Annotated in this window: 23 protein-coding genes; 18 read left to right on the forward strand and 5 right to left on the reverse strand. The window is 70.6% G+C overall.

Features of this window, described 5'->3' with window-relative positions:
• The first annotated feature begins 6 nt into the window (after positions 1–6).
• The 12 genes from murF to ACIHEJ_RS12830 all read left to right on the forward strand — a co-directional run bounded on the left by murF (position 7) and on the right by ACIHEJ_RS12830 (position 12,480).
• Positions 7–1,413, forward strand: a complete 1,407-nt coding sequence (gene murF / locus ACIHEJ_RS12775; protein ID WP_400134711.1) for a UDP-N-acetylmuramoyl-tripeptide--D-alanyl-D-alanine ligase — start codon at positions 7–9, stop codon at positions 1,411–1,413.
• Positions 1,410–2,483: a phospho-N-acetylmuramoyl-pentapeptide-transferase gene (gene mraY / locus ACIHEJ_RS12780; protein ID WP_400134713.1), complete on the forward strand. Its 1,074-nt coding sequence runs from the start codon at positions 1,410–1,412 to the stop codon at positions 2,481–2,483. Before murF ends, mraY begins: the two co-directional genes overlap by 4 nt.
• Positions 2,465–3,901 (forward strand): UDP-N-acetylmuramoyl-L-alanine--D-glutamate ligase, encoded by a 1,437-nt coding sequence (murD, locus tag ACIHEJ_RS12785; RefSeq protein WP_400134716.1) that lies wholly within the window; start codon positions 2,465–2,467, stop codon positions 3,899–3,901. Before mraY ends, murD begins: the two co-directional genes overlap by 19 nt.
• Positions 3,902–3,969: 68 nt before the next feature.
• Positions 3,970–5,331, forward strand: coding sequence for a putative lipid II flippase FtsW (ftsW, locus tag ACIHEJ_RS12790; RefSeq protein ID WP_400134718.1), 1,362 nt, complete (start codon positions 3,970–3,972; stop codon positions 5,329–5,331).
• A 6-nt stretch (positions 5,332–5,337) separates the two neighbouring features.
• Positions 5,338–6,426: an undecaprenyldiphospho-muramoylpentapeptide beta-N-acetylglucosaminyltransferase gene (gene murG, locus ACIHEJ_RS12795; protein ID WP_400134720.1), complete on the forward strand. Its 1,089-nt coding sequence runs from the start codon at positions 5,338–5,340 to the stop codon at positions 6,424–6,426.
• Positions 6,427–6,452: 26 nt separating this feature from the next.
• Positions 6,453–7,247, forward strand: coding sequence for a cell division protein FtsQ/DivIB (locus tag ACIHEJ_RS12800; RefSeq protein ID WP_400134722.1), 795 nt, complete (start codon positions 6,453–6,455; stop codon positions 7,245–7,247).
• A 279-nt stretch (positions 7,248–7,526) separates the two neighbouring features.
• The gene (ftsZ, locus tag ACIHEJ_RS12805; protein ID WP_400134725.1) at positions 7,527–8,732 is read left to right on the forward strand and encodes a cell division protein FtsZ; all 1,206 of its coding nucleotides are present in this window, start codon (positions 7,527–7,529) and stop codon (positions 8,730–8,732) included.
• On the forward strand, positions 8,729–9,457 hold the full coding sequence (gene pgeF / locus ACIHEJ_RS12810; RefSeq protein WP_400134727.1) for a peptidoglycan editing factor PgeF: 729 nt from the start codon (positions 8,729–8,731) through the stop codon (positions 9,455–9,457). The genes ftsZ and pgeF overlap by 4 nt, the downstream gene beginning before the upstream one ends.
• Before the next feature lie 6 nt (positions 9,458–9,463).
• A complete protein-coding gene (locus ACIHEJ_RS12815; protein ID WP_400134729.1) occupies positions 9,464–10,183 on the forward strand; it encodes a YggS family pyridoxal phosphate-dependent enzyme in 720 nt (239 codons plus the stop codon).
• Positions 10,184–10,311: 128 nt separating this feature from the next.
• On the forward strand, positions 10,312–10,953 hold the full coding sequence (locus tag ACIHEJ_RS12820) for a cell division protein SepF (RefSeq protein WP_400134731.1): 642 nt from the start codon (positions 10,312–10,314) through the stop codon (positions 10,951–10,953).
• 62 nt (positions 10,954–11,015) lie between these two features.
• Complete coding sequence (locus ACIHEJ_RS12825) at positions 11,016–11,306, forward strand: YggT family protein (RefSeq protein ID WP_400134733.1); 291 nt, start codon at positions 11,016–11,018, stop codon at positions 11,304–11,306.
• Between the two features lie 52 nt (positions 11,307–11,358).
• Entirely contained in the window at positions 11,359–12,480 is a 1,122-nt protein-coding gene (locus ACIHEJ_RS12830) for a DivIVA domain-containing protein (protein ID WP_400134735.1), read from the forward strand.
• 155 nt (positions 12,481–12,635) lie between these two features.
• On the opposite strand, the gene ileS is transcribed toward ACIHEJ_RS12830, so the two are convergent.
• The gene (gene ileS, locus ACIHEJ_RS12835) at positions 12,636–15,779 is read right to left on the reverse strand and encodes an isoleucine--tRNA ligase (RefSeq protein ID WP_400134737.1); all 3,144 of its coding nucleotides are present in this window, start codon (positions 15,777–15,779) and stop codon (positions 12,636–12,638) included.
• A 549-nt stretch (positions 15,780–16,328) separates the two neighbouring features.
• Positions 16,329–16,622 carry a hypothetical protein gene (locus ACIHEJ_RS12840; protein ID WP_400134739.1) on the reverse strand — a complete coding sequence of 98 codons (294 nt, stop codon included), beginning with the start codon at positions 16,620–16,622 and terminating at the stop codon, positions 16,329–16,331.
• A 13-nt stretch (positions 16,623–16,635) separates the two neighbouring features.
• Between ACIHEJ_RS12840 and ACIHEJ_RS12845 the strand changes: the two genes are divergently transcribed.
• From ACIHEJ_RS12845 to ACIHEJ_RS12865, 5 genes are all read left to right on the forward strand, one after another.
• Positions 16,636–17,643 carry a TraR/DksA family transcriptional regulator gene (locus tag ACIHEJ_RS12845; RefSeq protein ID WP_400134741.1) on the forward strand — a complete coding sequence of 336 codons (1,008 nt, stop codon included), beginning with the start codon at positions 16,636–16,638 and terminating at the stop codon, positions 17,641–17,643.
• Between the two features lie 67 nt (positions 17,644–17,710).
• Positions 17,711–18,283, forward strand: coding sequence for a signal peptidase II (gene lspA, locus ACIHEJ_RS12850; RefSeq protein WP_400134743.1), 573 nt, complete (start codon positions 17,711–17,713; stop codon positions 18,281–18,283).
• A gap of 63 nt (positions 18,284–18,346) precedes the next feature.
• Positions 18,347–19,291 carry an RluA family pseudouridine synthase gene (locus ACIHEJ_RS12855; protein WP_400134745.1) on the forward strand — a complete coding sequence of 315 codons (945 nt, stop codon included), beginning with the start codon at positions 18,347–18,349 and terminating at the stop codon, positions 19,289–19,291.
• Positions 19,288–19,755: a GNAT family N-acetyltransferase gene (locus ACIHEJ_RS12860; RefSeq protein WP_400134747.1), complete on the forward strand. Its 468-nt coding sequence runs from the start codon at positions 19,288–19,290 to the stop codon at positions 19,753–19,755. Before ACIHEJ_RS12855 ends, ACIHEJ_RS12860 begins: the two co-directional genes overlap by 4 nt.
• Positions 19,756–19,828: 73 nt before the next feature.
• Complete coding sequence (locus ACIHEJ_RS12865; RefSeq protein WP_400134749.1) at positions 19,829–21,415, forward strand: Na+/H+ antiporter; 1,587 nt, start codon at positions 19,829–19,831, stop codon at positions 21,413–21,415.
• A gap of 19 nt (positions 21,416–21,434) precedes the next feature.
• On the opposite strand, the gene ACIHEJ_RS12870 is transcribed toward ACIHEJ_RS12865, so the two are convergent.
• The gene (locus tag ACIHEJ_RS12870) at positions 21,435–22,541 is read right to left on the reverse strand and encodes a mechanosensitive ion channel family protein (protein ID WP_400134751.1); all 1,107 of its coding nucleotides are present in this window, start codon (positions 22,539–22,541) and stop codon (positions 21,435–21,437) included.
• Positions 22,542–22,646: 105 nt separating this feature from the next.
• Here ACIHEJ_RS12870 and ACIHEJ_RS12875 point away from each other — a divergent pair, with 105 nt between their 5' ends.
• Positions 22,647–23,225 carry a dienelactone hydrolase family protein gene (locus ACIHEJ_RS12875; RefSeq protein WP_400134753.1) on the forward strand — a complete coding sequence of 193 codons (579 nt, stop codon included), beginning with the start codon at positions 22,647–22,649 and terminating at the stop codon, positions 23,223–23,225.
• 18 nt (positions 23,226–23,243) lie between these two features.
• Here ACIHEJ_RS12875 and ACIHEJ_RS12880 read toward each other — a convergent pair whose 3' ends face one another.
• Positions 23,244–23,573, reverse strand: a complete 330-nt coding sequence (locus ACIHEJ_RS12880) for a hypothetical protein (protein WP_400134755.1) — start codon at positions 23,571–23,573, stop codon at positions 23,244–23,246.
• A 121-nt stretch (positions 23,574–23,694) separates the two neighbouring features.
• Positions 23,695–25,365: an alkaline phosphatase D family protein gene (locus ACIHEJ_RS12885; protein ID WP_400134757.1), complete on the reverse strand. Its 1,671-nt coding sequence runs from the start codon at positions 25,363–25,365 to the stop codon at positions 23,695–23,697.
• Positions 25,366–25,391 lie beyond the last annotated feature (26 nt).

Raw genomic sequence — 25,391 nt, forward strand, 5'->3', positions numbered from 1 at the left:
GAACTTGTGATCGCCCTCTCCCTCGCCGAGATCGCAGCAGTCGTCGGCGGGCAGACGCACGACATACCGGATCCGTCCGTCCAGGTGACGGGTCCGGTCGTCCGGGACTCCCGCGAAGTGGTGCCCGGCAGCCTGTTCGCCGCCTTCGTCGGCGAACGCGTGGACGGCCACGACTACGCACCGCAGGTCGTCGAGGCGGGCGCGGTCGCCGTACTGGCGTCGCGCCCGGTCGGCGTGCCCGCGATCGTGGTCGAGGACGTGCAGACCGCCCTCGGCGCCCTCGCCCGCCACGTCGTACGCCGGCTCGGCGCGACCCTCGTCGCCCTGACCGGCTCGGCGGGCAAGACCAGCACCAAGGACCTGATCGCGCAGGTGCTCCGGCGCAAGGCGCCGACGGTGTTCACGCCCGGCTCGCTCAACAACGAGATCGGGCTGCCGCTGACCGCCCTGTCCGCGACCGCGGAAACCCGGTTCCTCGTCCTGGAGATGGGCGCCCGGGGCATCGGGCACATCCGTTACCTCACCGAGCTGACCCCGCCGAGGATCGGCCTGGTCCTCAACGTCGGCACCGCCCACATCGGGGAGTTCGGCGGCCGCGAGCAGATCGCCCAGGCCAAGGGCGAACTGGTGGAGGCGCTTCCGGAGGACGGGGCCGCGATCCTCAACGCCGACGACCCGCTGGTCCGCGCCATGGCCTCCCGTACCAAGGCGAAGGTGGTCCTTTTCGGAGAGTCGGCCGAAGCGGACGTACGCGCCGAGAACGTACGACTCACGGACAGTGGACAGCCGGCCTTCAGGCTTCACACACCCTCCGGTGCATGTGATGTGACCATGCGCCTGTACGGTGAGCATCACGTGTCGAACGCGCTCGCCGCGGCCGCCGTCGCCCATGAGCTGGGCATGTCCGCGGAAGAGATCGCCCTCGCGCTCTCGGAGGCGGGCTCCCTCTCCCGCTGGCGCATGGAGGTCACCGAGCGCCCGGACGGCGTGACCATCGTCAACGACGCTTACAACGCCAACCCCGAGTCCATGCGGGCCGCCCTGAGGGCGCTCGCGGCCATGGGCAACGGACGGCGTACGTGGGCGGTGCTCGGCAAGATGGCCGAGCTGGGGGACGAGGCGCTCGCCGAGCACGACGCCGTCGGACGGCTCGCCGTCCGGCTCAACGTCAGCAAGCTCGTCGCCGTCGGGGGGATTGAGGCCTCCTGGCTGCAACTGGGCGCATATAACGAGGGTTCGTGGGGTGAGGAGTCGGTGCACGTGTCCGACGCACAGGCGGCGGTCGACCTGTTGCGCAGCGAGTTGCGCCCGGGGGACGTCGTGCTCGTGAAGGCGTCCCGTTCGGTGGGGCTCGAGAGCGTTGCCCAGGCGCTGCTCGAGACCGGTGCCGAGGGTGAGGTTGCCGCCCGATGATGAAGCAGATCCTGTTCTCGGGAGTCATTGGCCTCTTCCTGACGCTGGTCGGCACCCCGCTGCTGATCAAGCTGCTGGCCCGCAAGGGCTACGGCCAGTACATCCGTGACGACGGCCCGCGCGAGCACGCCAGCAAGCGCGGTACGCCGACGATGGGCGGTATCGCGTTCATCCTGGCGACGATCGCCGCGTACTTCCTGAGCAAGCTCATCACCGGTTACCCGCCCACCTACTCCGGGCTGCTGGTCCTCGGCCTGATGTTCGGCATGGGCCTGGTCGGCTTCCTCGACGACTACATCAAGATCGTCAAGCGGCGTTCGCTGGGTCTGCGGGCCAAGGCGAAGATGGCCGGGCAGCTGATCGTCGGCATCTCCTTCGCCGTGCTGTCGCTGATGTTCTCCGACGCGCGCGGCAACACCCCGGCCTCCACCAAGCTGTCGTTCATCACCGACTTCGGCTGGACGATCGGCCCGGTGCTGTTCGTCGTCTGGGCGCTGTTCATGATCCTCGCGATGTCGAACGGCGTGAACCTCACCGACGGTCTGGACGGCCTGGCCACCGGCGCCTCCGTGCTCGTCTTCGGCGCCTACACGTTCATCGGCGTCTGGCAGTTCCAGGAGTCCTGCGCCAACGCGCTGACCCTGACCAACCCGGCCGCCTGCTACGAGGTGCGCGACCCGCTCGACCTCGCGGTGATCGCCTCCGCGCTGATGGGTGCCTGCCTCGGCTTCCTGTGGTGGAACACCTCGCCGGCGAAGATCTTCATGGGCGACACCGGCTCGCTCGCCCTCGGCGGTGTCCTCACGGGTCTGGCCATCCTCTCCCGCACGGAGCTGCTGCTCGCCATCATGGGCGGCCTGTTCGTCCTCATCACCATGTCGGTCGTCATCCAGGTCGGCTCCTTCCGGCTCACCGGCAAGCGCGTCTTCCGGATGGCACCACTGCAGCACCACTTCGAACTCAAGGGCTGGTCCGAAGTCCTGGTGGTGGTCCGGTTCTGGATCATCCAGGGCATCTGTGTGATCGTCGGACTGGGCCTCTTCTACGCAGGATGGGCAGCGGACAAGTGACCACCTCCTCGGTGTCCTCCGACTTCCAGGGCACGCACGTCACCGTCGCCGGGCTCGGTGTCTCCGGCGTCCCGGCGGCCAAGGTGCTGCACGCGCGCGGGGCGATCGTCACGGTCGTCAACGACGGCGACGACGCACGCGCGCGTGAGCAGGCCGCGGAACTGGAGGCGCTCGGCATCACCGTGCGCCTCGGTGACGGCGCGACCCTGCCGGAGGGCACCGAGCTGATCGTCACCGCGCCCGGCTGGAAGCCCGACAAGCCGCTGTTCCTGGCGGCCGAGCGGGCGGGCGTGCCCGTGTGGGGCGACGTCGAGCTGGCCTGGCGCCTGCGGGGCCCCGACGCGGCTCCCTGGCTGGCCGTCACGGGCACCAACGGCAAGACCACGACGGTGCAGATGCTGGCGTCGATCCTGAAGGCGGCGGGCCTGCGCACGGCCGCCGTCGGCAACATCGGCGTCTCGCTGCTGGACGCGGTCCTCGGCGACGAGCCGTACGACGTGCTCGCCGTGGAACTGTCCAGCTACCAGCTGCACTGGGCGCCCTCCCTGCGCGCCCACTCGGCGGTCGTCCTCAACCTCGCCCCGGACCACCTCGACTGGCACGGCTCCATGGAGGCGTACGCCGCCGACAAGGGCCGCATCTACGAGGGCAACCGGGTCGCCTGCGTCTACAACGTGGCCGACAAGCTCACCGAGGACCTGGTCCGCGAGGCCGACGTCGAAGAGGGCTGCCGGGCCGTCGGGTTCACCCTCGGCACCCCCGGCCCCTCCCAACTCGGCGTCGTGGACGGCATCCTGGTCGACCGCGCCTTCGTCGAGAACCGGCACAAGAACGCGCAGGAGCTCGCCGAGGTCTCCGACGTCAACCCGCCGGCCCCGCACAACATCGCCAACGCCCTTGCCGCGGCGGCCCTCGCGCGTGCCTTCGGGGTGCCCGCCACGGCCGTACGCGACGGCCTGCGGGCCTTCCGCCCCGACGCGCACCGCATCGAGCACGTGGCGGACGTCGACGGGGTCGCGTACATCGACGACTCCAAGGCGACCAACACCCATGCCGCGGAAGCCTCGTTGGCGGCATATGAACCGATCGTATGGATTGCGGGCGGTCTGGCGAAGGGTGCGACCTTCGACGAGTTGGTCGCCAAGTCGGCGCAGCGGCTTCGCGGTGCCGTCCTGTTCGGTGCCGATCGCGGCCTGATCCGCGACGCCCTCGCGCGACACGCCCCAGAAGTACCCGTGGTCGACCTCGACCGGACCGACACTGGGGCGATGCTCCAGGCGGTGACGGAAGCGAAGCGGCTGGCTCAGCCCGGCGACACGGTGCTGCTGGCCCCGGCCTGTGCCTCCATGGACATGTTCACCAACTACAACCAGCGCGGTGACGCGTTCGCGGCGGCGGTCCGCGAACTCGAAGCCTGACCCCGGCCGCCTGCCGGGCGGAACTTGGGAGGGACGCGTGGGACGGTCGACGTTCAGTGGAGGCGCCGATGCCCAGTAGCCGTACCGGCCGGCCGCCCGCGCAGCGGGCGTCCCGTCGTCCCGCGGCCGCCCGGCCCAGGCGCGAGAACCCCGTCCAACGGTTCTTCACGCGTGCGCGCAAGGCCTGGGACCGCCCGCTGACCGCCTACTACCTGATCGCCGGCGGCAGCGTGCTGATCATCGTGCTGGGGCTGGTGATGGTCTACTCGGCCTCCCAGATCACCGCGCTGCAGATGTCGCTGCCGGGGTCGTACTTCTTCCGCAAACAGCTGCTGGCCGCCGTGCTGGGCGGCGTACTGCTGTTCGCGGCCTCCCGCATGCCGGTGAAGCTGCACCGGGCGCTCGCCTACCCGATTCTCGCCGTCGCCGTGTTCTTCATGGCCCTGGTGCAGGTGCCCGGGATAGGGATGGCGGTCAACGGCAACCAGAACTGGATCTCCCTCGGCGGCTCCTTCCAGATCCAGCCCAGCGAGTTCGGCAAGCTCGCCCTGGTGCTGTGGGGCGCGGACCTGATCGCGCGCAAGCAGGAGAGGAAGCTGCTGAACCAGTGGAAGCACATGCTGGTGCCGCTGGTGCCCGTCACCTTCCTGCTGCTCGGGCTGATCATGCTCGGCGGCGACATGGGCACCGCGATCATTCTCACGGCGATCCTGTTCGGCCTGCTGTGGCTCGCGGGAGCGCCCACCCGGCTGTTCGCCGGGGTGCTGACCATCGCGGCCCTGATCGGCGGGGTCCTCATCAAGACCAGCCCCAACCGCATGGCCCGGCTCGCCTGCATCGGCGCCACCGAGCCCAAGGCCGGGGTCGCCGACTGCTGGCAGGCCGTGCACGGGATCTACGCGCTCGCCTCCGGCGGACTCTTCGGATCCGGCCTGGGTGCGAGTGTGGAAAAATGGGGCCAACTCCCCGAGGCGCACACCGACTTCATCTTTGCCGTCACCGGTGAGGAACTGGGCCTGGCGGGGACACTGTCGGTGCTCGCCCTGTTCGCGGCTCTAGGCTATGCGGGTATCCGCGTGGCCGGACGCACGGAGGACCCCTTCGTGAGGTACGCCGCGGGAGGCGTGACGACCTGGATCACCGCCCAGGCGGTGATCAACATCGGTGCGGTGCTCGGCCTGCTGCCGATCGCCGGTGTCCCTCTCCCGCTGTTCTCCTACGGAGGGTCCGCCCTGCTGCCGACCATGTTCGCCATCGGGCTGTTGATCGCCTTCGCGCGCGACGAGCCCGCTGTGCGGGCGGCGCTTGCGATGCGGCAACCTCGCTTTGGTAGAAAGCGGGCAGGAGGCTCCGGTGCCGAGCGGGGGCCTCGGAGATGGAACACGATGCGACGGCGTGCCTCGGTGGCGCGTTCGTCCGGAGAGCGGTGAATTTCGGTGCATGTCGTACTCGCCGGTGGGGGGACCGCCGGCCACATCGAGCCCGCGCTCGCCCTCGCGGACGCCCTGCGCAGGCAGGACCCGACCGTGGGGATCACGGCCCTGGGCACGGAGCGCGGCCTGGAGACCCGGCTCGTCCCGGAGCGCGGCTACGAGCTCGCGCTGATCCCGGCGGTGCCGCTGCCCCGCAAGCCCACGCCGGAGCTGATCACCGTCCCGGGACGGCTGCGCGGCACGATCAAGGCGGCCGAGCAGATCCTGGAGCGCACCAAGGCGGACGCCGTGGTCGGCTTCGGCGGTTACGTCGCCCTGCCCGGCTACCTGGCCGCCAAGCGCCTCGGTGTGCCCATCGTGATCCACGAGGCCAACGCCCGCCCGGGCCTGGCCAACAAGATCGGTTCCCGGTACGCCGCCCAGGTCGCCGTCTCCACGCCGGACAGCAAGCTCCGCAACGCGCGCTACATCGGCATCCCGCTGCGCCGGTCCATCGCCACCCTGGACCGCGCAGCGGTCCGCCCCGAGGCGCGCCACCGCTTCGGCCTCGACCCCAACCTGCCCACGCTGCTCGTCTCCGGCGGTTCCCAGGGCGCACGTCGCCTCAACGAGGTCGTCCAGCAGGTCGCGCCGTGGCTCCAGCAGGCCGGTATCCAGATCCTGCACGCGGTCGGCCCGAAGAACGAACTGCCGCAGGTGCACCAGATGCCGGGAATGCCCCCCTATATCCCGGTAAGTTACCTGGACCGGATGGACCTCGCGTACGCCGCGGCCGACATGATGCTCTGCCGCGCGGGCGCGATGACCGTCGCCGAACTCTCCGCCGTCGGGCTCCCGGCCGCCTACGTCCCGCTGCCCATCGGCAACGGCGAACAGCGGCTCAACGCCCAGCCGGTGGTCAAGGCCGGCGGCGGCCTCCTCGTCGACGACGCGGAGCTGACGCCCGAGTGGGTGCAGCAGAACGTGCTGCCCGTGCTCGCCGATCCGCACCGGTTGTACGAGATGTCCCGTGCGGCAAGCGAGTTCGGCCGCCGGGACGCCGACGACCTGCTCGTCGGCATGGTGTACGAGGCGATTGCCTCGCACCGTTAGGACCGTATGACGAAAGGGCAGTGAGCGTGGCCGGACCGACGACCGCCGAGCGCGGGGAACGCCAGCAGGAGTCGTCCGGCCCGCCGCCCGCCCGCAGGTGGGGACGCCTGCGCCTTCGTACGATCGTCATCCTGGCCGGGGTCGTCGTGCTCCTCGGGGCCGGTGGCGTCTGGGTGTTGTACGGCTCGCAGTGGCTGCGCGTGCAGCACGTCTCGGTGTCCGGCACGCGCGTGCTGACCCCCGTCGAGGTGCGGGAGGCCGCCGCCGTGCCGGTCGGGGCGCCGATGATTTCCGTCGACACGGACACCATCGAGGCAAGACTTCGCCGGAAATTGCCCCGAATTGACACCGTGGACGTGGTCCGTTCCTGGCCCCGTGGAATCGGCCTGAAAGTGACCGAGCGCACTCCGGTTCTGCTGGTCGCAAAGGGCCGGGACTTCGTCGAAGTCGACGACGAAGGTGTCCGGTTCGCCACGGTTTCACAGGCACCGAAAGGCGTTCCGATGCTGGAATTGTCCGTTTCCCGGTCGGATTCGGCCGCCGCGAGCCTCAGGCGCTTCGGCACCGACCGGCTGGTGCGCGAGGCGGTCCGGGTGGCCGGCGAACTGCCGGACACCGTCGCGCAGGTCACCCGGAACGTCCAAGTCCGTTCCTACGACGCCATCTCGCTGCAGCTGGGCGACGGCCGTACGGTCGCATGGGGCAGCGGCGAGAACGGCCGCGCGAAGGCACGGGCCCTCACAGCACTCATGAAAGCAGCTCCGGGCGCCCGGCACTTCGATGTCAGCGTGCCCACCGCCCCTGCGTCATCGGCGAGTTGACGCACATCAGCGCAGGCCAGCACCCTGGTTGGGCACTGCTACGGCTGATCACATAGGGTGAAAAGAAAAACGGGAGGTTCGGCGTGTTCGTTGAACGGGCGCCACTTGTCGACTTAGTGTCCTGTTCAGAAGACTCCAGGGAACAGACACACTGGTAACCCTAAACTTCAGGGTTAGGGTTCGGGTCGGCGCTACGGACCGTCCCATTCGGCATCCGTCGTCCCGGTGCGGGGAACCGCCCGGCGGCGACAACGTAATTCGAGGCGAGAGGCCTTCGACGTGGCAGCACCGCAGAACTACCTCGCAGTCATCAAGGTCATCGGTGTCGGCGGCGGTGGTGTCAATGCCATCAACCGGATGATCGAGGTCGGTCTCAAGGGCGTCGAGTTCATCGCCATCAACACCGACGCACAGGCGCTGTTGATGAGCGACGCCGACGTCAAGCTCGACGTCGGCCGTGAACTCACCCGCGGACTCGGCGCCGGAGCCAACCCGGCCGTCGGCCGCAAGGCCGCCGAGGACCACCGCGAGGAGATCGAGGAGGTCCTCAAGGGGGCCGACATGGTCTTCGTGACGGCCGGTGAAGGCGGCGGCACCGGCACCGGCGGCGCGCCCGTCGTGGCCAACATCGCGCGTTCGCTGGGCGCCCTCACCATCGGCGTGGTCACGCGCCCGTTCACCTTCGAGGGACGGCGCCGCGCGAACCAGGCCGAGGACGGCATCGCCGAGCTGCGCGAAGAGGTCGACACCCTCATCGTCATCCCCAACGACCGGCTGCTGTCCATCTCGGACCGCCAGGTCTCGGTCCTGGACGCCTTCAAGTCCGCCGACCAGGTCCTGCTCTCCGGTGTCCAGGGCATCACCGACCTCATCACCACGCCCGGCCTGATCAACCTCGACTTCGCCGACGTGAAGTCGGTCATGTCCGAGGCCGGTTCGGCCCTCATGGGCATCGGCTCGGCCCGCGGCGACGACCGCGCGGTGGCCGCCGCCGAGATGGCGATCTCCTCGCCGCTCCTCGAGGCGTCCATCGACGGCGCCCGGGGCGTGCTGCTCTCCATCTCCGGCGGCTCCGACCTCGGCCTGTTCGAAATCAACGAGGCCGCCCAGCTGGTCAGCGAGGCCGCCCACCCCGAGGCCAACATCATCTTCGGCGCGGTCATCGACGACGCCCTCGGCGACGAGGTCCGGGTCACCGTGATCGCGGCCGGCTTCGACGGCGGCCAGCCGCCGGCGCGCCGGGACAACGTCCTCGGCTCGACGTCCGCGTCGACGTCCGCCCGCCGCGACGAGCCCGCTCCGGTACGGCCGGCCGAGCCCAGCCGCCCGTCCTTCGGCTCGCTCGGCAGCGTGAAGCCGAAGGAGGACCCGGAGCCGGCGCCCGAGCCGGTGGCCGACATCCCGGTCACCCCGGCCCCGCCGGCCCCCCGCACCTACGCCGACAGCGCGGCCGAGGAGCTGGACGTCCCGGACTTCCTCAAGTGATAGGACGGCGCGAGAGCGTGAGCGGCGCGCACTTCGCCTTCACCGACCGGTGGGGCGGGGTGAGCGCCGCTCCGTATGAGGAGCTCAACCTCGGCGGCGCGGTCGGCGACGACCCGCAGGCCGTGCGCACCAACCGGGACATCGCCGCCAAGTCGCTCGGTGTGGACCCCGGGCTGGTCGTCTGGATGAACCAGGTGCACGGCGCCGACGTGGCCGTGGTGGACGAGCCGTGGGGGGAGCGCCCGGTGCCGGAGGTCGACGCGATCGTCACCGCCCGCCGCGGCCTCGCCCTCGCCGTCCTCACCGCCGACTGCGTGCCGGTGCTGCTGGCCGACCCCGTCGCCGGGGTCGTCGCGGCGGCCCACGCGGGCCGGCCCGGCATGGTCAAGGGTGTCGTGCCCGCCGCCGTACGGGCCATGGTCGGACTCGGTGCCGAACCGGGCCGGATCGTCGCCCGCACCGGACCGGCCGTCTGCGGCCGGTGCTACGAGGTGCCGGGGCCGATGCGCGCCGAGGTGGCGGCGGTCGAGCCGGCGGCGCACGCCGAAACGAGCTGGGGCACGCCGGCGGTCGACGTGAGCGCCGGGGTGCACGCGCAGCTCGACCGGCTCGGGGTGTGCGACCGGGCGCAGTCGCCGGTGTGCACGCTGGAGTCGGGCGATCATTTCTCCTACCGCCGCGACCGCACCACCGGGCGGCTCGCGAGCTACGTCTGGCTGGACTGATGGGGCATGACGGACCGTAAGACCGAACTCGCCGCAAATCTGGCGAATGTGGAGCAGCGCATCACCGACGCGTGCGTGGCGGCGGGGCGCGAGCGGGAGGAGGTGACCCTGATCGTGGTCACCAAGACCTACCCGGCGAGCGATGTGCGGATCCTGTCGGAGCTCGGGGTGCGCCATGTCGCCGAGAACCGTGACCAGGACGCGGCACCGAAGGCCGCGGCCTGTGCGGATCTGCCCCTGAAGTGGCACTTTGTCGGCCAGCTGCAGACCAACAAGGTGCGTTCCGTGGTCGGTTACGCCGATGTCGTGCAGTCCGTCGACCGGTCCCGGCTCGTCACCGCGCTCTCCAAGGAGGCGGTGCGGGCGGAGCGCGAGGTGGGCTGTCTGATCCAGGTCGCGCTGGACGCCGGTGCGAGCGGCAGGGGCGAGCGCGGTGGCGTGGCCCCGGGCGGAATCGAAGAGTTGGCCGACCTCGTCGCCGGGTCGCCCGGGCTGCGGCTCGACGGACTGATGACCGTCGCCCCGCTCACCGGGGAGTACGCGGGACGCGAACAGGCGGCGTTCCAGCGGCTCATGGATTTGTCGACTGACCTGCGCCGAGCCCATCCGGCTGCAACCATGGTGTCCGCAGGGATGAGTGCGGACCTCGAACAGGCCGTGGCCGCCGGTGCGACACATGTGCGCGTCGGTACCGCGGTACTCGGAGTCCGCCCCAGGCTCGGGTAACGTCGCCAGGAAGTCGGACCACAGCAGAAAATATGGTCAATGCCCGTGAAGTTGGGCACAACGACCACGTGGATCGCGGGCACTTGGCAGTCGTCAGTCGATCCACCACAGAGCGGAGGACTCAGAGCATGGCCGGCGCGATGCGCAAGATGGCGGTCTACCTCGGCCTCGTGGAGGACGATGGGTACGACGGCCGCGGATTCGACCCCGACGACGACTTCGAGCCCGAACTGGACCCGGAGCCCGAGCGGGACCACCGACGACACGAATCGCCACATCAGTCGCACAACGCACATCAGTCGCAAAGAGACGATTCGGTGCGAGTGGTGCAGCCTCCGGCACCCCGCGAACCGGTGTCGCATTCCGCTTCGCTACCCGCGGAATCCGGGCGCCCGGCGCGGATCGCGCCCGTGGCGTCCATCACACAAGAACGTCAGTCCCTGGAGAAGAACGCACCGGTGATCATGCCCAAGGTCGTGTCCGAACGAGAGCCTTACCGGATCACCACGCTCCACCCCCGGACCTACAACGAGGCCCGTACCATCGGGGAACACTTCCGTGAGGGCACCCCGGTGATCATGAATCTGACTGAGATGGATGACACAGACGCGAAGCGACTTGTCGACTTTGCGGCCGGTTTGGTGTTTGGTCTTCACGGCAGCATCGAGCGGGTGACGCAGAAGGTGTTCCTGTTGTCTCCTGCTAACGTCGATGTCACGGCGGAGGACAAGGCCCGCATCGCAGAGGGCGGGTTCTTCAACCAGAGCTGAGACGCACGACCCGATCGAAGCACGGAAAAAGCACGGAAACAGGGGAGAGGGAAGCGCAGGCCATGAGCGTGTTCGCGCAGGTGATCTACATCGCGCTGATGGTGTTCCTCGTCGTGCTCATCTTCCGGCTGGTCATGGACTACGTCTTCCAGTTCGCCCGCTCGTGGCAACCCGGCAAGGCGATGGTGGTCGTACTGGAGGCCACCTACACTGTCACCGATCCACCGCTGAAGCTTCTGCGGCGGTTCATCCCGCCGCTGCGTCTCGGGGGCGTGGCGCTCGACCTGTCCTTCTTCGTACTGATGATCATCGTCTACATTCTCATCTCCATCGTGCAGAGCTTCGCGAGATGAGGGTGGACGATACGGTCTTGCCGACTGCCGATGACTACGTTGAGGTGAAGAGATGCCGTTGACCCCCGAGGACGTGCGGAACAAGCAGTTCACGACCGTCCGCCTCCGAGAAGGCTATGACGAGGACGAGGTCGATGCCTTCCTCGACGAGGTCGAAGCCGAACTGACCCGTCTGCTCCGCGAGAACGAGGACCTGCGCGCCAAGCTGGCCGCGGCCACGCGCGCTGCTGCCCAGAACCAGCAGAACATGCGCAAGCCTCCGGAGCAGGACCAGCAGCAGCACCCGCAGCAGCAGGGCATGCGAGGTCCCGGCGCGCCGGTGCCCGCCGGCATATCGGGCCCGCCGCAGCAGCAGATGGGTGGCCCCATGGGTGGGCCGCCCCAGCTGCCGAGCGGTGCCCCGCAGCTGCCCGCCGGTCCCGGTGGTCAGGGCGGCCCGCAGGGTCCCGGCCCGATGGGCCAGGGTCCGATGGGTCAGGGCCCGATGGGCGGCCAGCCGCCCATGCAGCAGCAGATGGGTGGCCCGATGGGCGGCCCCATGGGCGGTCCGATGGGCGGCCACGGTCAGGGCCCCGGTGGCGACAGCGCCGCCCGTGTCCTCTCGCTGGCCCAGCAGACCGCCGACCAGGCGATCGCCGAGGCCCGCTCCGAGGCCAACAAGATCGTCGGTGAGGCCCGCAGCCGCGCCGAGGGTCTGGAGCGTGACGCCCGTGCCAAGGCCGACGCCCTGGAGCGGGACGCGCAGGAGAAGCACCGCGTCGCGATGGGCTCCCTGGAGTCCGCCCGCGCCACGCTGGAGCGCAAGGTCGAGGACCTGCGCGGCTTCGAGCGCGAGTACCGCACGCGCCTGAAGTCGTACCTCGAGTCCCAGCTGCGCCAGCTGGAGACCCAGGCCGACGACTCCCTGGCCCCGCCGCGCACCCCGGCCACCGCGTCGCTGCCGCCGTCCCCGGCGCCTTCCATGGCCCCGGCCGGCGCGAGCGCCCCGTCCTACGGCGGCAACCAGACGATGGGCGGCAACCCCGCCCCGTCCGCCCCGTCCTACGGCGGCCAGCAGCAGATGACCCCGGCCATGACCCAGCCCATGGCCCCGGTCCGTCCGCAGGGTCCGTCCCCGATGGGTCAGGCGCCCTCGCCGATGCGCGGGTTCCTGATCGACGAGGACGACAACTGATCACCGGGCACTAGTACGACAACGGCGTCGGCAGCGCTCAACAAGGGCGGGGCCCCTGGACATCGGTCCGGGGGCCCCGCCCTTTTTACGCGGGTTGACGCGAGAAGGGCCCGGCCTCCGCAGCGGAGACCGGGCCCTCTCGAACCGCTCGGCGCCTACGCCTTGCGCAGCCGGAACGCGAGGGACAGCCCCTCGTCGGTGAACGTCTCACCGAAGGTGTCGTCGGCGTCGCCCTGCTGGAAGTCCGTCGACAGGACCTCCTCGGCGATCAGTTCCGCGTGCTCGGTCAGCGCGGCGACCACCGCGGCATCCGTCGAGGTCCACCGCAGAGCGATCCGGTCGGCCACATCCAGCCCACTGTTCTTGCGGGCCTCCTGGATCAGCCGGATCGCGTCACGGGCCAGGCCCGCCTGCCGCAGCTCCTCGGTGATCTCCAGGTCCAGGGCGACCGTGGCACCGGAGTCGGAGGCCACCGACCAGCCCTCGCGCGGGGTCTCGGTGATGATCACCTCGTCCGGGGCGAGCGTGACCGTCTCACCGTCGACCTCCACCGACGCCGTGCCCTCACGCAGGGCGAGGGACAGTGCGGCGGCGTCCGCGTTCGCGATCGCCTTGGCCACGTCCTGGACCCGCTTGCCGAACCGCTTGCCCAGCGCACGGAAGTTGGCCTTGGCGGTGGTGTCCACCAGGGAGCCGCCGACCTCGCTCAGCGACGCCAGCGAGGACACGTTCAGCTCCTCGGTGATCTGCGTGTGCAGCTCGGGGTCCAGGGTCTCGAAGCCGCTCGCGGCGATCAGCGCGCGGGACAGCGGCTGACGGGTCTTCACGCCCGACTCCGCGCGCGTGGCGCGGCCCAGCTCCACCAGCCGGCGGACGAGGACCATCTGCTTCGACAGCTCCGGATCGATGGCGGAGAGGTCGGCCTCCGGCCAGGCGGCCAGGTGGACCGAGTCCGGGGCGCCCGGGGTCACCGGCACGACCAGGTCCTGCCACACCCGCTCGGTGATGAACGGGGTGATCGGCGCCATCAGCTTGGTGACCGTCTCCAGCACCTCGTGCAGCGTGCGCAGCGCGGCCTTGTCGCCCTGCCAGAAGCGACGCCGCGAGCGGCGGACGTACCAGTTGGAGAGGTCGTCGACGAACGCGGACAGCAGCTTGCCGGCGCGCTGGGTGTCGTAAGCCTCCAGCGCCTGGGTCACCTGGTCGGTGAGTGCGTGCAGCTCGGACAGCAGCCAGCGGTCGATCAGCGGGCGGTCGGCCGGGGCCGGGTCGGCCGCGCTCGGCGCCCACTCGGAGGTACGGGCGTACAGCGCCTGGAAGGCGACCGTGTTCCAGTACGTCAGCAGGGTCTTGCGGACGACCTCCTGGATGGTGCCGTGACCGACCCGGCGGGCCGCCCACGGGGAACCGCCGGCCGCCATGAACCAGCGCACCGCGTCCGCGCCGTGCCGGTCCATGAGCGGGATCGGGTCCAGGGTGTTGCCCAGGTGCTTGGACATCTTGCGGCCGTCCTCGGCGAGGATGTGGCCGAGGCAGACGACGTTCTCGTACGACGACTTGTCGAAGACGAGCGTGCCGACGGCCATCAGCGTGTAGAACCAGCCGCGGGTCTGGTCGATCGCCTCGGAGATGAACTGCGCCGGGTACCGGCTCTCGAACAGCTCCTTGTTCTTGTGCGGGTAGCCCCACTGCGCGAACGGCATCGAACCCGAGTCGTACCAGGCGTCGATCACCTCCGGCACGCGCGTGGCGGTCCTGCCGCAGCCCTCGTGCGGGCAGGCGAAGGTGACCTCGTCGATGTACGGGCGGTGCGGGTCGAGGCCCGACTGGTCGGTGCCCGTCAGCTCGGTCAGCTCCGCGCGGGAGCCGACGCAGGTGAGGTGGTCGTCCTCGCAGTGCCAGATCGGCAGCGGGGTGCCCCAGTAGCGGTTGCGGGAGAGCGCCCAGTCGATGTTGTTGTTCAGCCAGTCGCCGAACCGGCCGTGCTTGACCGTCTCCGGGAACCAGTTGGTCCCCTCGTTCTCCTGGATGAGGCGGTCCTTGATCGCCGTCGTACGGATGTACCAGGAGGGCTGCGCGTAGTAGAGCAGCGCGGTGTGGCAGCGCCAGCAGTGCGGGTAGCTGTGTTCGTACGGCAGGTGCTTGAAGAGGAGGCCGCGCTGCTGCAGATCCTCGGTGAGCTTTTCGTCGGCCTTCTTGAAGAAGACGCCGCCGACCAGCGGGACGTCCTCCTCGAAGGTGCCGTCCGGGCGGACCGGGTTGACCACGGGCAGGCCGTAGGAGCGGCAGACCTTCAGGTCGTCCTCACCGAAGGCGGGGGACTGGTGGACCAGACCCGTACCGTCCTCGGTGGTCACGTAGTCGGCGTTGACCACGTAGTGGGCCGGCTCCGGGAACTCCACGAGCTCGAAGGGACGCCGGTAGGTCCAGCGCTCCATCTCGGCGCCGGTGAAGGACTGGCCGGTGGTCTCCCAGCCTTCGCCGAGCGCCTTGGCGACCAGCGGCTCGGCGACGACGATCTTCTCCTGGCCGTCGGTCGCGACGACGTAGGTGACCTCGGGGTGCGCGGCGACCGCCGTGTTGGACACCAGGGTCCAGGGGGTCGTAGTCCACACCAGGAGCGCGGCCTCGCCGGCGAGCGGACCGGAGGTGAGCGGGAAACGGACGTACACGGACGGGTCGACGACCGTCTCGTAGCCCTGCGCCAGCTCGTGGTCGGACAGGCCGGTGCCGCAGCGCGGGCACCAGGGGGCGACGCGGTGATCCTGGACCAGCAGGCCCTTGCCGAAGATCTCCTTCAGGGACCACCAGACCGACTCCACGTACTCGGGGTCCATGGTGCGGTAGGCGTCGTCCAGGTCGACCCAGTAGCCCATGCGGGTCGTCAGGTCGGCGAAGGCGTCGGTGTGCCGGGTCACGGACTCGCGGCACTTGGCGTTGAACTCGGCGATGCCGTACGCCTCGATGTCCTGCTTGCCGGAGAAGCCCAGCTCCTTCTCGACGGCCAGCTCCACCGGGAGGCCGTGGCAGTCCCAGCCGGCCTTGCGGGCCACGTGGTAGCCGCGCATGGTGCGGAAGCGGGGGAAGACGTCCTTGAAGACGCGCGCCTCGATGTGGTGGGCGCCGGGCATGCCGTTCGCCGTGGGCGGACCCTCGTAGAACACCCACTCGGGGCGGCCCTCGGACTGCTCCAGGCTCTTGGTGAAGATCTTCTGGTCGCGCCAGAAGTCGAGCACGGCGTGCTCAAGAGCGGGCAGGTCGACCTGTGCGGGCACCTGGCGGTACGTCGGCGCTGTCATCTGCGAGCATCCTCCAACGGACTTGCTGTCTTCCGTCGGAGGGACGAGAGCCTTCGATCCTGTCCACGCCGTGTGCGGCGCGCTCCCGCGGTACCACCCTCCTTGGCCCTCCGCCGCGCCGTACACGCCGGTGAGCCCCCTCATTGGGGTCGCGAAGCCGGCTCTACTCGCCCCGGCCTCGCGGCTGCGGCTTTCTTCCGGCGGCTCCGGGGTGATCTTCACGACGCGCTCGCCCCCGGGCTCACACCGTCCCCGGGTCGCTCTGGGCTGCCTACGCCGCTACTCGTCCCCATCCACGCTTTTCGCTCCGCCCAGTGTACGGCGCCGCGCGGACAGTGGCTGACCGGTTTTCGGTGCGCCGGGCGCGGGCCCCGGGTGACCGGCCGCGATGACCCGAATGGCCAGGGCGCGGGCGCTCGGATCCGGGGAGGCGCCGCCCGGCGGATTACCCGGCGGGGAGCTGGGCACAACGGATGCAGGCCCGCTGCGCGGGGGGTGCGGGCGGGCGAATCGGGCGGTGTGCCCCGTTGCCGCGGGACTCAAGTCGATTTATCGTCCCAGCACGCGATTCGCGAGCAAGATCACAATATGTGAAGGGGCCGCGGCCATGGTGGCGAAGAGGACCGCCGTACAGCAGCCGGCGACCGGTCGGCCCAGGGGCGCGGCCGCCTCCGGCGACGCGGCTGCCCCCGGTGGCGAGGCCGAGGGAGCGGCCGGGACGAAGAGCACGCGCGCGGGGGCCGCGAAGAAGACGGCCGCGAAGGAGAGGGCCGCGAAGGAGAGGGCCGCGAAGGAGAGGGCCGCGAAGGAGACGGCCGTCAGGAACACGGCTGTCAAGAACACGGCTGTCAAGAACATGGCTGTCAGGAAGACGGCCGCGAAGAAGACCGCCACGAAGGAGGCGGTCACCCGGAACACCGACGCCGGGAAGACGATCGCCGGGCGGACCGCTTCGAAGGACACGGCCGCCGGGAAGACCGCCGCCGGGGAGACGGCACCGCGGGAGGCGCCGGTCGGGAGGGCGCCCGCCGACCGGCATGCGGCCGAGGAAGCGGCGGAGAAGAAGATCCCGGCGAAGAAGGTTCAGGAGAAGAGGGCGGTGACCGAGGAGACGGCCGTCGAGGAGGCGGCAGCGCAGCACGCGGGCACGGCGGGGAAGGCGGCCACGGGGAAGACGGCCGCCACGGGGAAGACGGCCGCCAAGAAGGCGGCCGCCGCGAAACCGGCCAGGAAGGCAGCGGCCAGGAAGGCAGCGGTCAGAAAGGCAGTCGCGAACAGGGCCGGCGGTGGGACGCCGGCCGGTGAAGCCGTCGCCTCGGAGGCGGCCGGCAAGAGCACGGCCAAGAAAGCGGGCGCGGCGCGGGCCGCGAAGCAGACGGGAGCCACGACAGTGGTTGCGAAGAAGACTCCTGGCACGGCCACGGCCAAGACCGCCGTCCCCAAGGCACGGGTCGGCGCGGCGGACCCCGGCGAACTGGCGGTGCGCCCCGGCGAGGATCCGTGGACCGTGGAAGAGGTCGGCGAGGCCCGCGCGGAGCTGCAGTCCGAGATGGAGCGGCTGCGGGAGGAGATCAGCTCCTCGGAGGCGTCCCTGGTCGGCCTCATGCGGGACTCCGGGGACGGCGCGGGCGACGACCAGGCCGACACCGGCACCAAGAACATCACGCGCGAGCACGAGCTGGCGCTGGCCGCCAACGCGCGCGAGATGCTGACCCAGACCGAGCGCGCCCTGGAACGGCTGGACGCGGGCACCTACGGCCTGTGCGAGAACTGCGGCAACCCCATCGGCAAGGCGCGGATGCAGGCCTTCCCGAGGGCCACCCTGTGCGTGGAGTGCAAACAGAAGCAGGAACGTCGCTCCTGAGCGTGAGCGTCCGCCGGGGCGTGCCGTACCCTCGTCCTCAGTCAGGCACCTAGGTTGAGGGACTCACGTGGCAGAGGCGGAGCGCATCATCGGTACGCCGGACACCCCGGACGACAGCGGCGAGCAGCAGGCCCCGGCGCAGCGGCCCGCTGGCCGCGGGCGCCGGATCGCCGTGCTGTTCGCGGTGGCCGCGTTCGCGTACGCCCTCGACCTCATCAGCAAGACGCTCGTGGTCGCCGAGCTGGAGGGCCACGCGCCGATCAGGCTGGTCGGCGAGTGGCTCGAGCTGCACGCCATCCGCAACCCGGGCGCGGCCTTCGGCTTCGGTGCCGCCTTCACGGTGATCTTCACGCTGATCGCCGCGGCCGTGATCGTGGTGATCATCCGGCTGGCCCGCAAGCTCTACAGCTTCCCGTGGGCGATCGCGCTCGGGCTGCTCCTCGGCGGCGCGCTCGGCAACCTCACCGACCGCGTCTTCCGGGCGCCCGGCGTCTTCGAGGGCGAGGTCGTGGACTTCATCGCGCCCAAGGGCTTCGCGGTGTTCAACCTCGCCGACTCGGCGATCGTGTGCGGCGGAATCCTGATCGTGCTGCTGTCCTTCCGCGGCCTGGACCCGGACGGCACGGTCCACAAGGACTGAGCCGCGGGTCACTTGTCCACAGGCTCGTGCGGGGGTGTCGGAGCCGTCCGGCATACTCGACGGGTGAGCACAGTTCCCGAGATCCGTACCCTGCCCGTGCCCGACGGCCTGGAGGGCGAGCGCGTCGACGCCGCCATCTCCCGCATGTTCGGCTTCTCCCGTACGAAGGCGGCCGAGCTGGCCGCGGCAGGCAAGGTGCAGGTCGACGGCGCTGTGGTCGGCAAGTCCGAGCGGGTGCGCGGCGGTGCCTGGCTCGAGGTCGAGATGCCGCAGGCGCCCGCGCCGGTGCAGGTGGTCGCCGAACCGGTCGAGGGCATGGAGATCGTGCACGACGACGAGGACGTGGTCGTGATCGTCAAGCCGGTCGGCGTGGCGGCGCACCCGTCGCCGGGCTGGAGCGGTCCCACCGTCATCGGCGGTCTCGCCGCCGCCGGCTACCGGATCTCCACCTCCGGCGCCGCCGAGCGCCAGGGCATCGTGCACCGCCTCGACGTCGGCACCTCGGGCCTGATGGTGGTCGCCAAGTCGGAACGCGCGTACACCTCGCTCAAGCGCCAGTTCAAGGAGCGCACGGTCGACAAGCGTTACCACACCCTGGTCCAGGGCCACCCGGACCCGACGAGCGGCACCATCGACGCGCCCATCGGCCGCCACCCGAACCACGACTACAAGTGGGCGGTCACGGCCGAGGGCAAGCCCTCCGTGACGCACTACGACCTCGTCGAGGCGTTCCGCGCCGCCTCCCTGCTGGACGTGAAGCTGGAGACCGGCCGCACCCACCAGATCCGCGTCCACATGGCAGCCCACCGCCATCCCTGCGTCGGTGACCTCACCTACGGCGCCGACCCCACCCTGGCCAAGCGGCTGCGCCTGACCCGCCAGTGGCTGCACGCCGTCCGGCTCGGCTTCGAGCACCCGGGCGACGGCCAGTGGGTGGAGTTCGAGAGCGTCTACCCCGAGGACCTGCAGCAGGCCCTGGACCAGGTCCGCGAGGAGACCTGGGCGTGAGCGGGCCGTACACCGTCCGGACCGCCGAGGACCCGGCCGACCGCGAGGCCTGTTTCGCGGTCCGCAAGGAGGTCTTCGTCGTGGAGCAGGGCGTCGCCGAGGACATCGAGTACGACGCCTACGACGCGGTCGCCGTGCATGTGCTGGCGGTCCGCGAGGACGGCGTGCCGCTCGGCACCGGGCGGCTGCTGCACGGCGAGGCGGCGGCCGGGAAGACCGGCGGGGACCCGATGGTGGGCTCCCTGGGACGGCTCGCCGTTTCCCGGGACGCGCGCGGCCTCGGAGTCGGTGCGGCCCTGGTGCGGGCCATCGAGGACGCGGCCCGCGCGCGTGGCCTCACGGCCGTGGACCTGCACGCGCAGACTCACGCCCTGGGCTTCTACGAGCGTCTCGGCTACGTGGCCTACGGCCCGCAGTTCCCGGACGCGGGCATACCGCACCGGGCGATGCGCCGCGCCCTCTAGCAGCACGCTTCCCCGGCGGAGCCCGTGGCAGGCTTGAGGCCTGCCGTGATCGTCGACCCCCGGAGCGCCGGCCGTGGACCAGTTGGCCCTGTTGTTCGCCCTGCTGCTCGGGGCCCTGGTGAGCGTCCCGGTGGGTGACCGGTTCGGGGTGCCGGCGCCGGTGCTGATGACGCTGTTCGGCGGGGTGCTGGCGGTGGCCGACTTCGTGCCCGACGTGGACATCCCGCCCGAGCTGATCCTGCCCGCGCTGCTGCCGCCGCTGCTCTACGCCGCCGTACGGCGCACCTCCTGGCGGCAGTTCGCGGCCAACGTCCGTCCGATCTTCCTGCTGGCCGTCGCCCTGGTGTTCGTGACGACGGTGTGCGTGGCCGCCGTCGCCCAGGCGATCGTGCCCGGGCTGCCGGTCGCCGCCGCCGTCGCGCTCGGTGCGCTGATCGCCCCGCCCGACCCGGTCGCCGCGACCAGCGTCGCCGGGCAGCTCGGGCTGCCCCGCCGGCTGGTGTCGATCCTGGAGGGCGAAGGGCTGTTCAACGACGTCACGGCCATCGTGCTCTACCACGTCGCGATCGCCGCGGCCCTCAGCGGTACGTTCTCGCCGTGGCAGGCGGGCCTCGACCTCGTGCTGTCCGCCGTCGTCGCGCTGGTCGTCGGCCTGGCGCTGGGCTGGGGCGCCAACAAACTGATGGATCTGCTGGGCGACCCGACCCTGCAGATCGGCATGACCCTGCTGGTGCCGTACGCCTCCTACGTGCTCGCCGAGAAGCTGCACGGCTCCGGGGTGCTCGCGGTGCTCACCACGGCACTCTTCCTCGCCGAGTACGCCACCGACGCCGACGACGTGATGACCCGGCTGGCCGGGCACACCTTCTGGGACATCATCGACACGCTCGTCACGGGCGTCGCCTTCGGGCTCATCGGCCTCGAGCTGCACAACGCCATCCGCACGGCGCAGGGACGCTGGGGCCAGCTGCTCGGCTGGGCCGCCGTCGTGGTGGGCGTGGTGATCGTCGTACGGCTGCTGTGGCTGCTGCCCGCGACCTGGCTGACCAAGCGGCTGCACGCCCGCCGGGACTACGACGAGGAGATCCCGGTGAGCTGGCGGGAGACCGTGGTGATGTGGTGGTCCGGGATGCGCGGGGTGGCCTCGGTGGCGCTGGTCCTCGCGATCCCGCTGCGGACCGATGCCGGGGCGCCGTTCCCGCAGCGGGACGTCCTCGTCTTCATCGCCTTCGGGGTGATCATCGTCACCCTGGTGCTGCAGGGGCTGACGCTGCCCTGGCTGGTGCGGCGGCTGGGGGTGCGGGCCGACTCCGAGCGGGAGAAGGAGTTCGAGAAGGAGCTGGCGGTGCGGGCGGCGAAGGCCGCGAAGCGGCGGCTGCGGGAGATCGAACAGGTCGAGGAGCTGCCCGACGAGCTGTCCGAGCAGATGCTGCGGCGGGCCTTCGAGATCGGGATCCGCATCAGCCCGGACATGGGGGAGGAGGAGCGGCGAGAGGCGCAGCACCAACGGGTCAGGCGGCTGAAGCGGGTGCGGCGCATCCAGGCGGAGATGCTGAGTGCCGCCCGGCACGCGGTGCTGGCCGCGCGGAGCGAGTCGGGTGCGGACCCGGAGATCGTGGACCGGGTGCTGCGCCATCTCGACGTGCGCAGCCTGCGGTGATCTCCCACGGCGTGCGCTGTCAGCCGCGGCCCGTGCGGGGGAAGTCGTAGGCCTTGCGCAGTGAGGTGCCGTCGGGGGGCGGGATGCGGGTCGGCGGGTGTACGGCCTCCGTGGTGTTGACCCGGGGGAGGGCGTAGGGGTGTTCCGTCGACAGCCAGGTGATCATCTGTTCGCGGACCGTGACCCGCACCGTCCAGATGTCGTCGGCGTCCTTCGCGGTCACCAGGGCGCGCACCTGGAGGGTGTTCGGTGTGGTGTCCGTCACCACCAGGCCGTAGGCGCGGCCGTCCCAGGCCGGGCACTGGCGCAGGATGTCGCGCAGCTTCTCCCTCATCGCCTCGATCGGTGCGCTGTGGTCCAGGTGCCAGTAGACGATGCCCGTCATCTGCGGCGTGCCGCGGGACCAGTTCTCGAACGGCTTGGAGGTGAAGTACGACACCGGCATGGTGATCCGCCGCTCGTCCCAGGTCCGTACCGTCAGGAAGGTGAGGGTGATCTCCTCGACGGTGCCCCACTCGCCGTCGACCACGACGGTGTCGCCTATGCGCACCATGTCACCGAAGGCGATCTGCAGCCCCGCGAACATGTTCGACAGCGTCGACTGGGCGGCGACACCGGCCACGATGCCGAGGATGCCGGCCGACGCCAGCAGCGAGGCACCGGCCGCGCGCATCGCCGGGAACGTCAGCAGCATCGAGGCGGCGGCCACGACGATGACGATCGCGGACACGACCCGCATGATCAGCTCCACCTGGGTGCGCACCCGGCGCACCCGGGCCGCGTCGCGATGGGCGCGCGCGTATCGCGTGTAGGTCGTCTCGACGATCGCCGCGGCGATCCGGATCACCAGCCAGGCGGCCGACCCGATGAGCGTCAGCGTCAGCGTCCGGCCGATGCCGACCTGGTGCCGCTCCAGCAGCTTCGCCTGGTCGTACGAGCCGCGCAGCAGGGCGGCGCACAGCACGAGCTGGTAAGGGATGCGGGCACGGCGCAGCAGCCCCCACAGGGGGGTGTCGTGGTCGCGTGCGTCGGCCTTGCACAGCAGCCGGTCGGTGCCCCAGCCGATGGCCAGGGTCAGCAGCACCGAGCCGCCGAGCACGATCAGGGGGCGTAGTACGGCTTCCATGCCTGCGCTCCTAACCGGCGCGCGGCGGCCATGAACATGTGAGTTCGGCGCGTTCCTGGGTACGGCGGCACCGGCACTGTCGTACCCGGCTGGCACCATGGCCTCATGAACATCATGCTTTTTCACTCGACCTACGGGCTCAGGCCCGCGGTGCGCGACGCAGCGGACCGGCTGCGCGCGGCGGGCCACGAGGTGTGGACGCCGGATCTCTTCGAGGGGCGCACGTTCGACACCGTCGAGGAGGGCATGGAGTTCAAGGACGAGGTCGGCAAGGAGGAGCTGCTGAAGCGGGCCGTGCTCGCGGCGGCGCCGTACTCCGACCGCGGGCTGGTGTACGCCGGGTTCTCGCTCGGCGCCTCCATCGCCCAGACCCTGGCACTCGGTGACGACAAGGCCCGCGGGCTGCTGCTCCTGCACGGCACCTCGGACATCGCGCCGACGGCGCACGTGGACGAGCTGCCGGTGCAGCTGCATGTGGCGGAGCCGGACCCGTTCGAGACGGACGACTGGCTGACCGCCTGGTACCTGCAGATGGGCCGGGCCGGCGCCGACGTGGAGGTCTACCGGTACGCCGGGGCCGGCCACCTCTACACCGACCCCGACCTGCCGGACTACGACCGCGAGGCCGCCGAGGCCACCTGGCGGGTGGCGCTCGGCTTCCTCGAAGGGCTGCAGACCGCCTGACCGACGGTCAGGGACATGTCAGCCCGGGTAGCACTCCTTGGGCGGGTGCACCAGCGACTGGAAGTGGCCGGACCAGACCCAGGCCGGCGGCTGGGAGTCGTAGATCCTGAACCACAGGGCCCCCGAGGGGGTCTTGCTGGTCGAGCACGCGATCCGCAGGGTCGCCTTGTACGGCTCCACATGGCTTCTGTGGGACGAGTCCCTGGGCTCGCTGTAGATGGGAGCGCCGTGGACGTCCCACACGGTCAGGTTGACGAAGGCCGGCGCCGCCGAGGCCTCCGGCGCCGTCGCGACGGAGGCGAGCCCGGCGAAGGCCATCGCGGCCGCGATCGTCGCGGTTTTCTTCAAGGCACCTTGGGGGGTGGCCATGTGTCTCCTATCGGGGTCATGGTGACGACGATCCGTCACCTAAGCCGTCTGACGTAGGAAACCTGGTGCGGGTTGCCTCGGCCGGCGCCGGAGAGTCCGGCTACACCGGGTCGTACGTCCGCTCGACCTTCTGCGTGCCGCTGCGGGTGCGGTAGGACCGCACCCACTTGGAGGTCGCGTTCGGGTCGGTGCGGTCGGACAGGACGTAGTAGTCCATCTGCGCCCGGGCGGTGGTGATGTCCAGCACGCCGTAGCCGTGCCGGTCGGTGTCCACCCAGTGGACGTGCCGGTTCGCGGCCTCGATGACGGGCGCGGTGACCGCGGAGACCGTGCCCTCGGGGACCTTCACGATGTCGTCGAGGTTGTCGGAGGTCACCGAGGTCACCACGAACTCGGTGGCGGCCGACGCCGACAGCGGGTAGGTACCCGCGTCCACCGGCACGTCGTTGGCCCACGCCATGTGGATGTCACCGGTCAGGAAGACGGTGTTGCCGATGGCGTTCGAGCGCAGGTGGTCCAGGAGTTCGCGGCGGTCGTGCGTGTAGCCGTCCCACTGGTCGGTGTTGATGCCGATGCCGTCCTGCGGCAGGCCGAGCAGCTTGGCCAGCGGCTTGAGTAGGTCGGCGGTGAGGGAGCCGATGACGAACGGCGCGATCATCACCGAATTGCCCACCAGCCGCCACTTGGTGTCGGAGGCCTTCAACCCCGCCTTGAGCCAGTCGAGTTGCGCGCGCCCGGTGATGGTCCGGTTCGCGTCGTCCACCGAGCCGCTGGCCGTGGAGGCCTGCTGGGAGCGGAAGGAACGCAGGTCCAGCAGCGACAGGTCGGCGAGCTTGCCGAAGCGCAGCCGCCGGTAGGTGGTGCCCTCGACGGCCGGGCGCACGGGCATCCACTCGAAGTAGGCCTGCTTGGCGGCCGCCTTGCGGGCCGTCCAGGTGCCCTCGGCGCCCTCGGTGTGGTTGACCGCGCCGCCCGACCAGGCGTTGTCGGCGAACTCGTGGTCGTCCCAGATCGCGATGACCGGTGCCTTCAGGTGCAGCGCCTGCAGGTCGGGGTCGGTCTTGTACTTGGCGTGCCGGGTCCGGTAGTCGGCGAGCGTGATGATCTCGTTCGCGGGCGCGTGCGGGCGGACGACCGTGCCGCGGGCCGCGTACTCGCCGGACTTGTACTCGTAGATGTAGTCGCCGAGGTGCAGCCAGCCGTCCAGGTCGTTGCGGGCCGCGAGGTGGCGGTAGGCGGAGAAGTAGCCGCCCTCCCAGTTGGCGCAGGAGACCACGCCGAAGCGGAGGCCGCTGACGTCCGCGTTCGCCGCCGGCGCGGTGCGGGTGCGCGCCACCGGGGAGTCGGTGCCGCCGGCCGAGAAACGGAACCAGTAGTCGGTGGCCGGCTCCAGGCCGCGGATGTCGGCCTTCACGGTGTGGTCGGAGGTGGCCGTCGCGGTGGTGGAGCCCTTGGCGACGACGGTGGTGAAGGCCTTGTCCTTGGCGACGACCCAGCTCACCTCGGTGTCCGGGCCGAGCCCCGAGCCAGGTATCGCCTCCGCGGTCGGGGTCACTCGGGTCCACAGCAGGATCCCGTCGGGCAGCGGGTCGCCGGAGGCGACGCCGTGCAGGAAGGAGGGGGTGTCCGTGGCGGCGCGGGCCGGCAGCGCGGCGGCCAGCGGGCCGGCCAGGACAGCGGTCGCCGCCGCGGCCTTGACGACCGTACGGCGCCGGGGAGAAAGGGAGTCGAGGCCCTGGGAAGCCTTGGATGATCTGTATCGACTGGTCACGACCGATCAGGTTACTGATCGGTATT

Source organism: Streptomyces sp. NPDC052301 (genome assembly GCF_044593395.1).
Classification (GTDB): Bacteria; Actinomycetota; Actinomycetes; order Streptomycetales; family Streptomycetaceae; genus Streptomyces.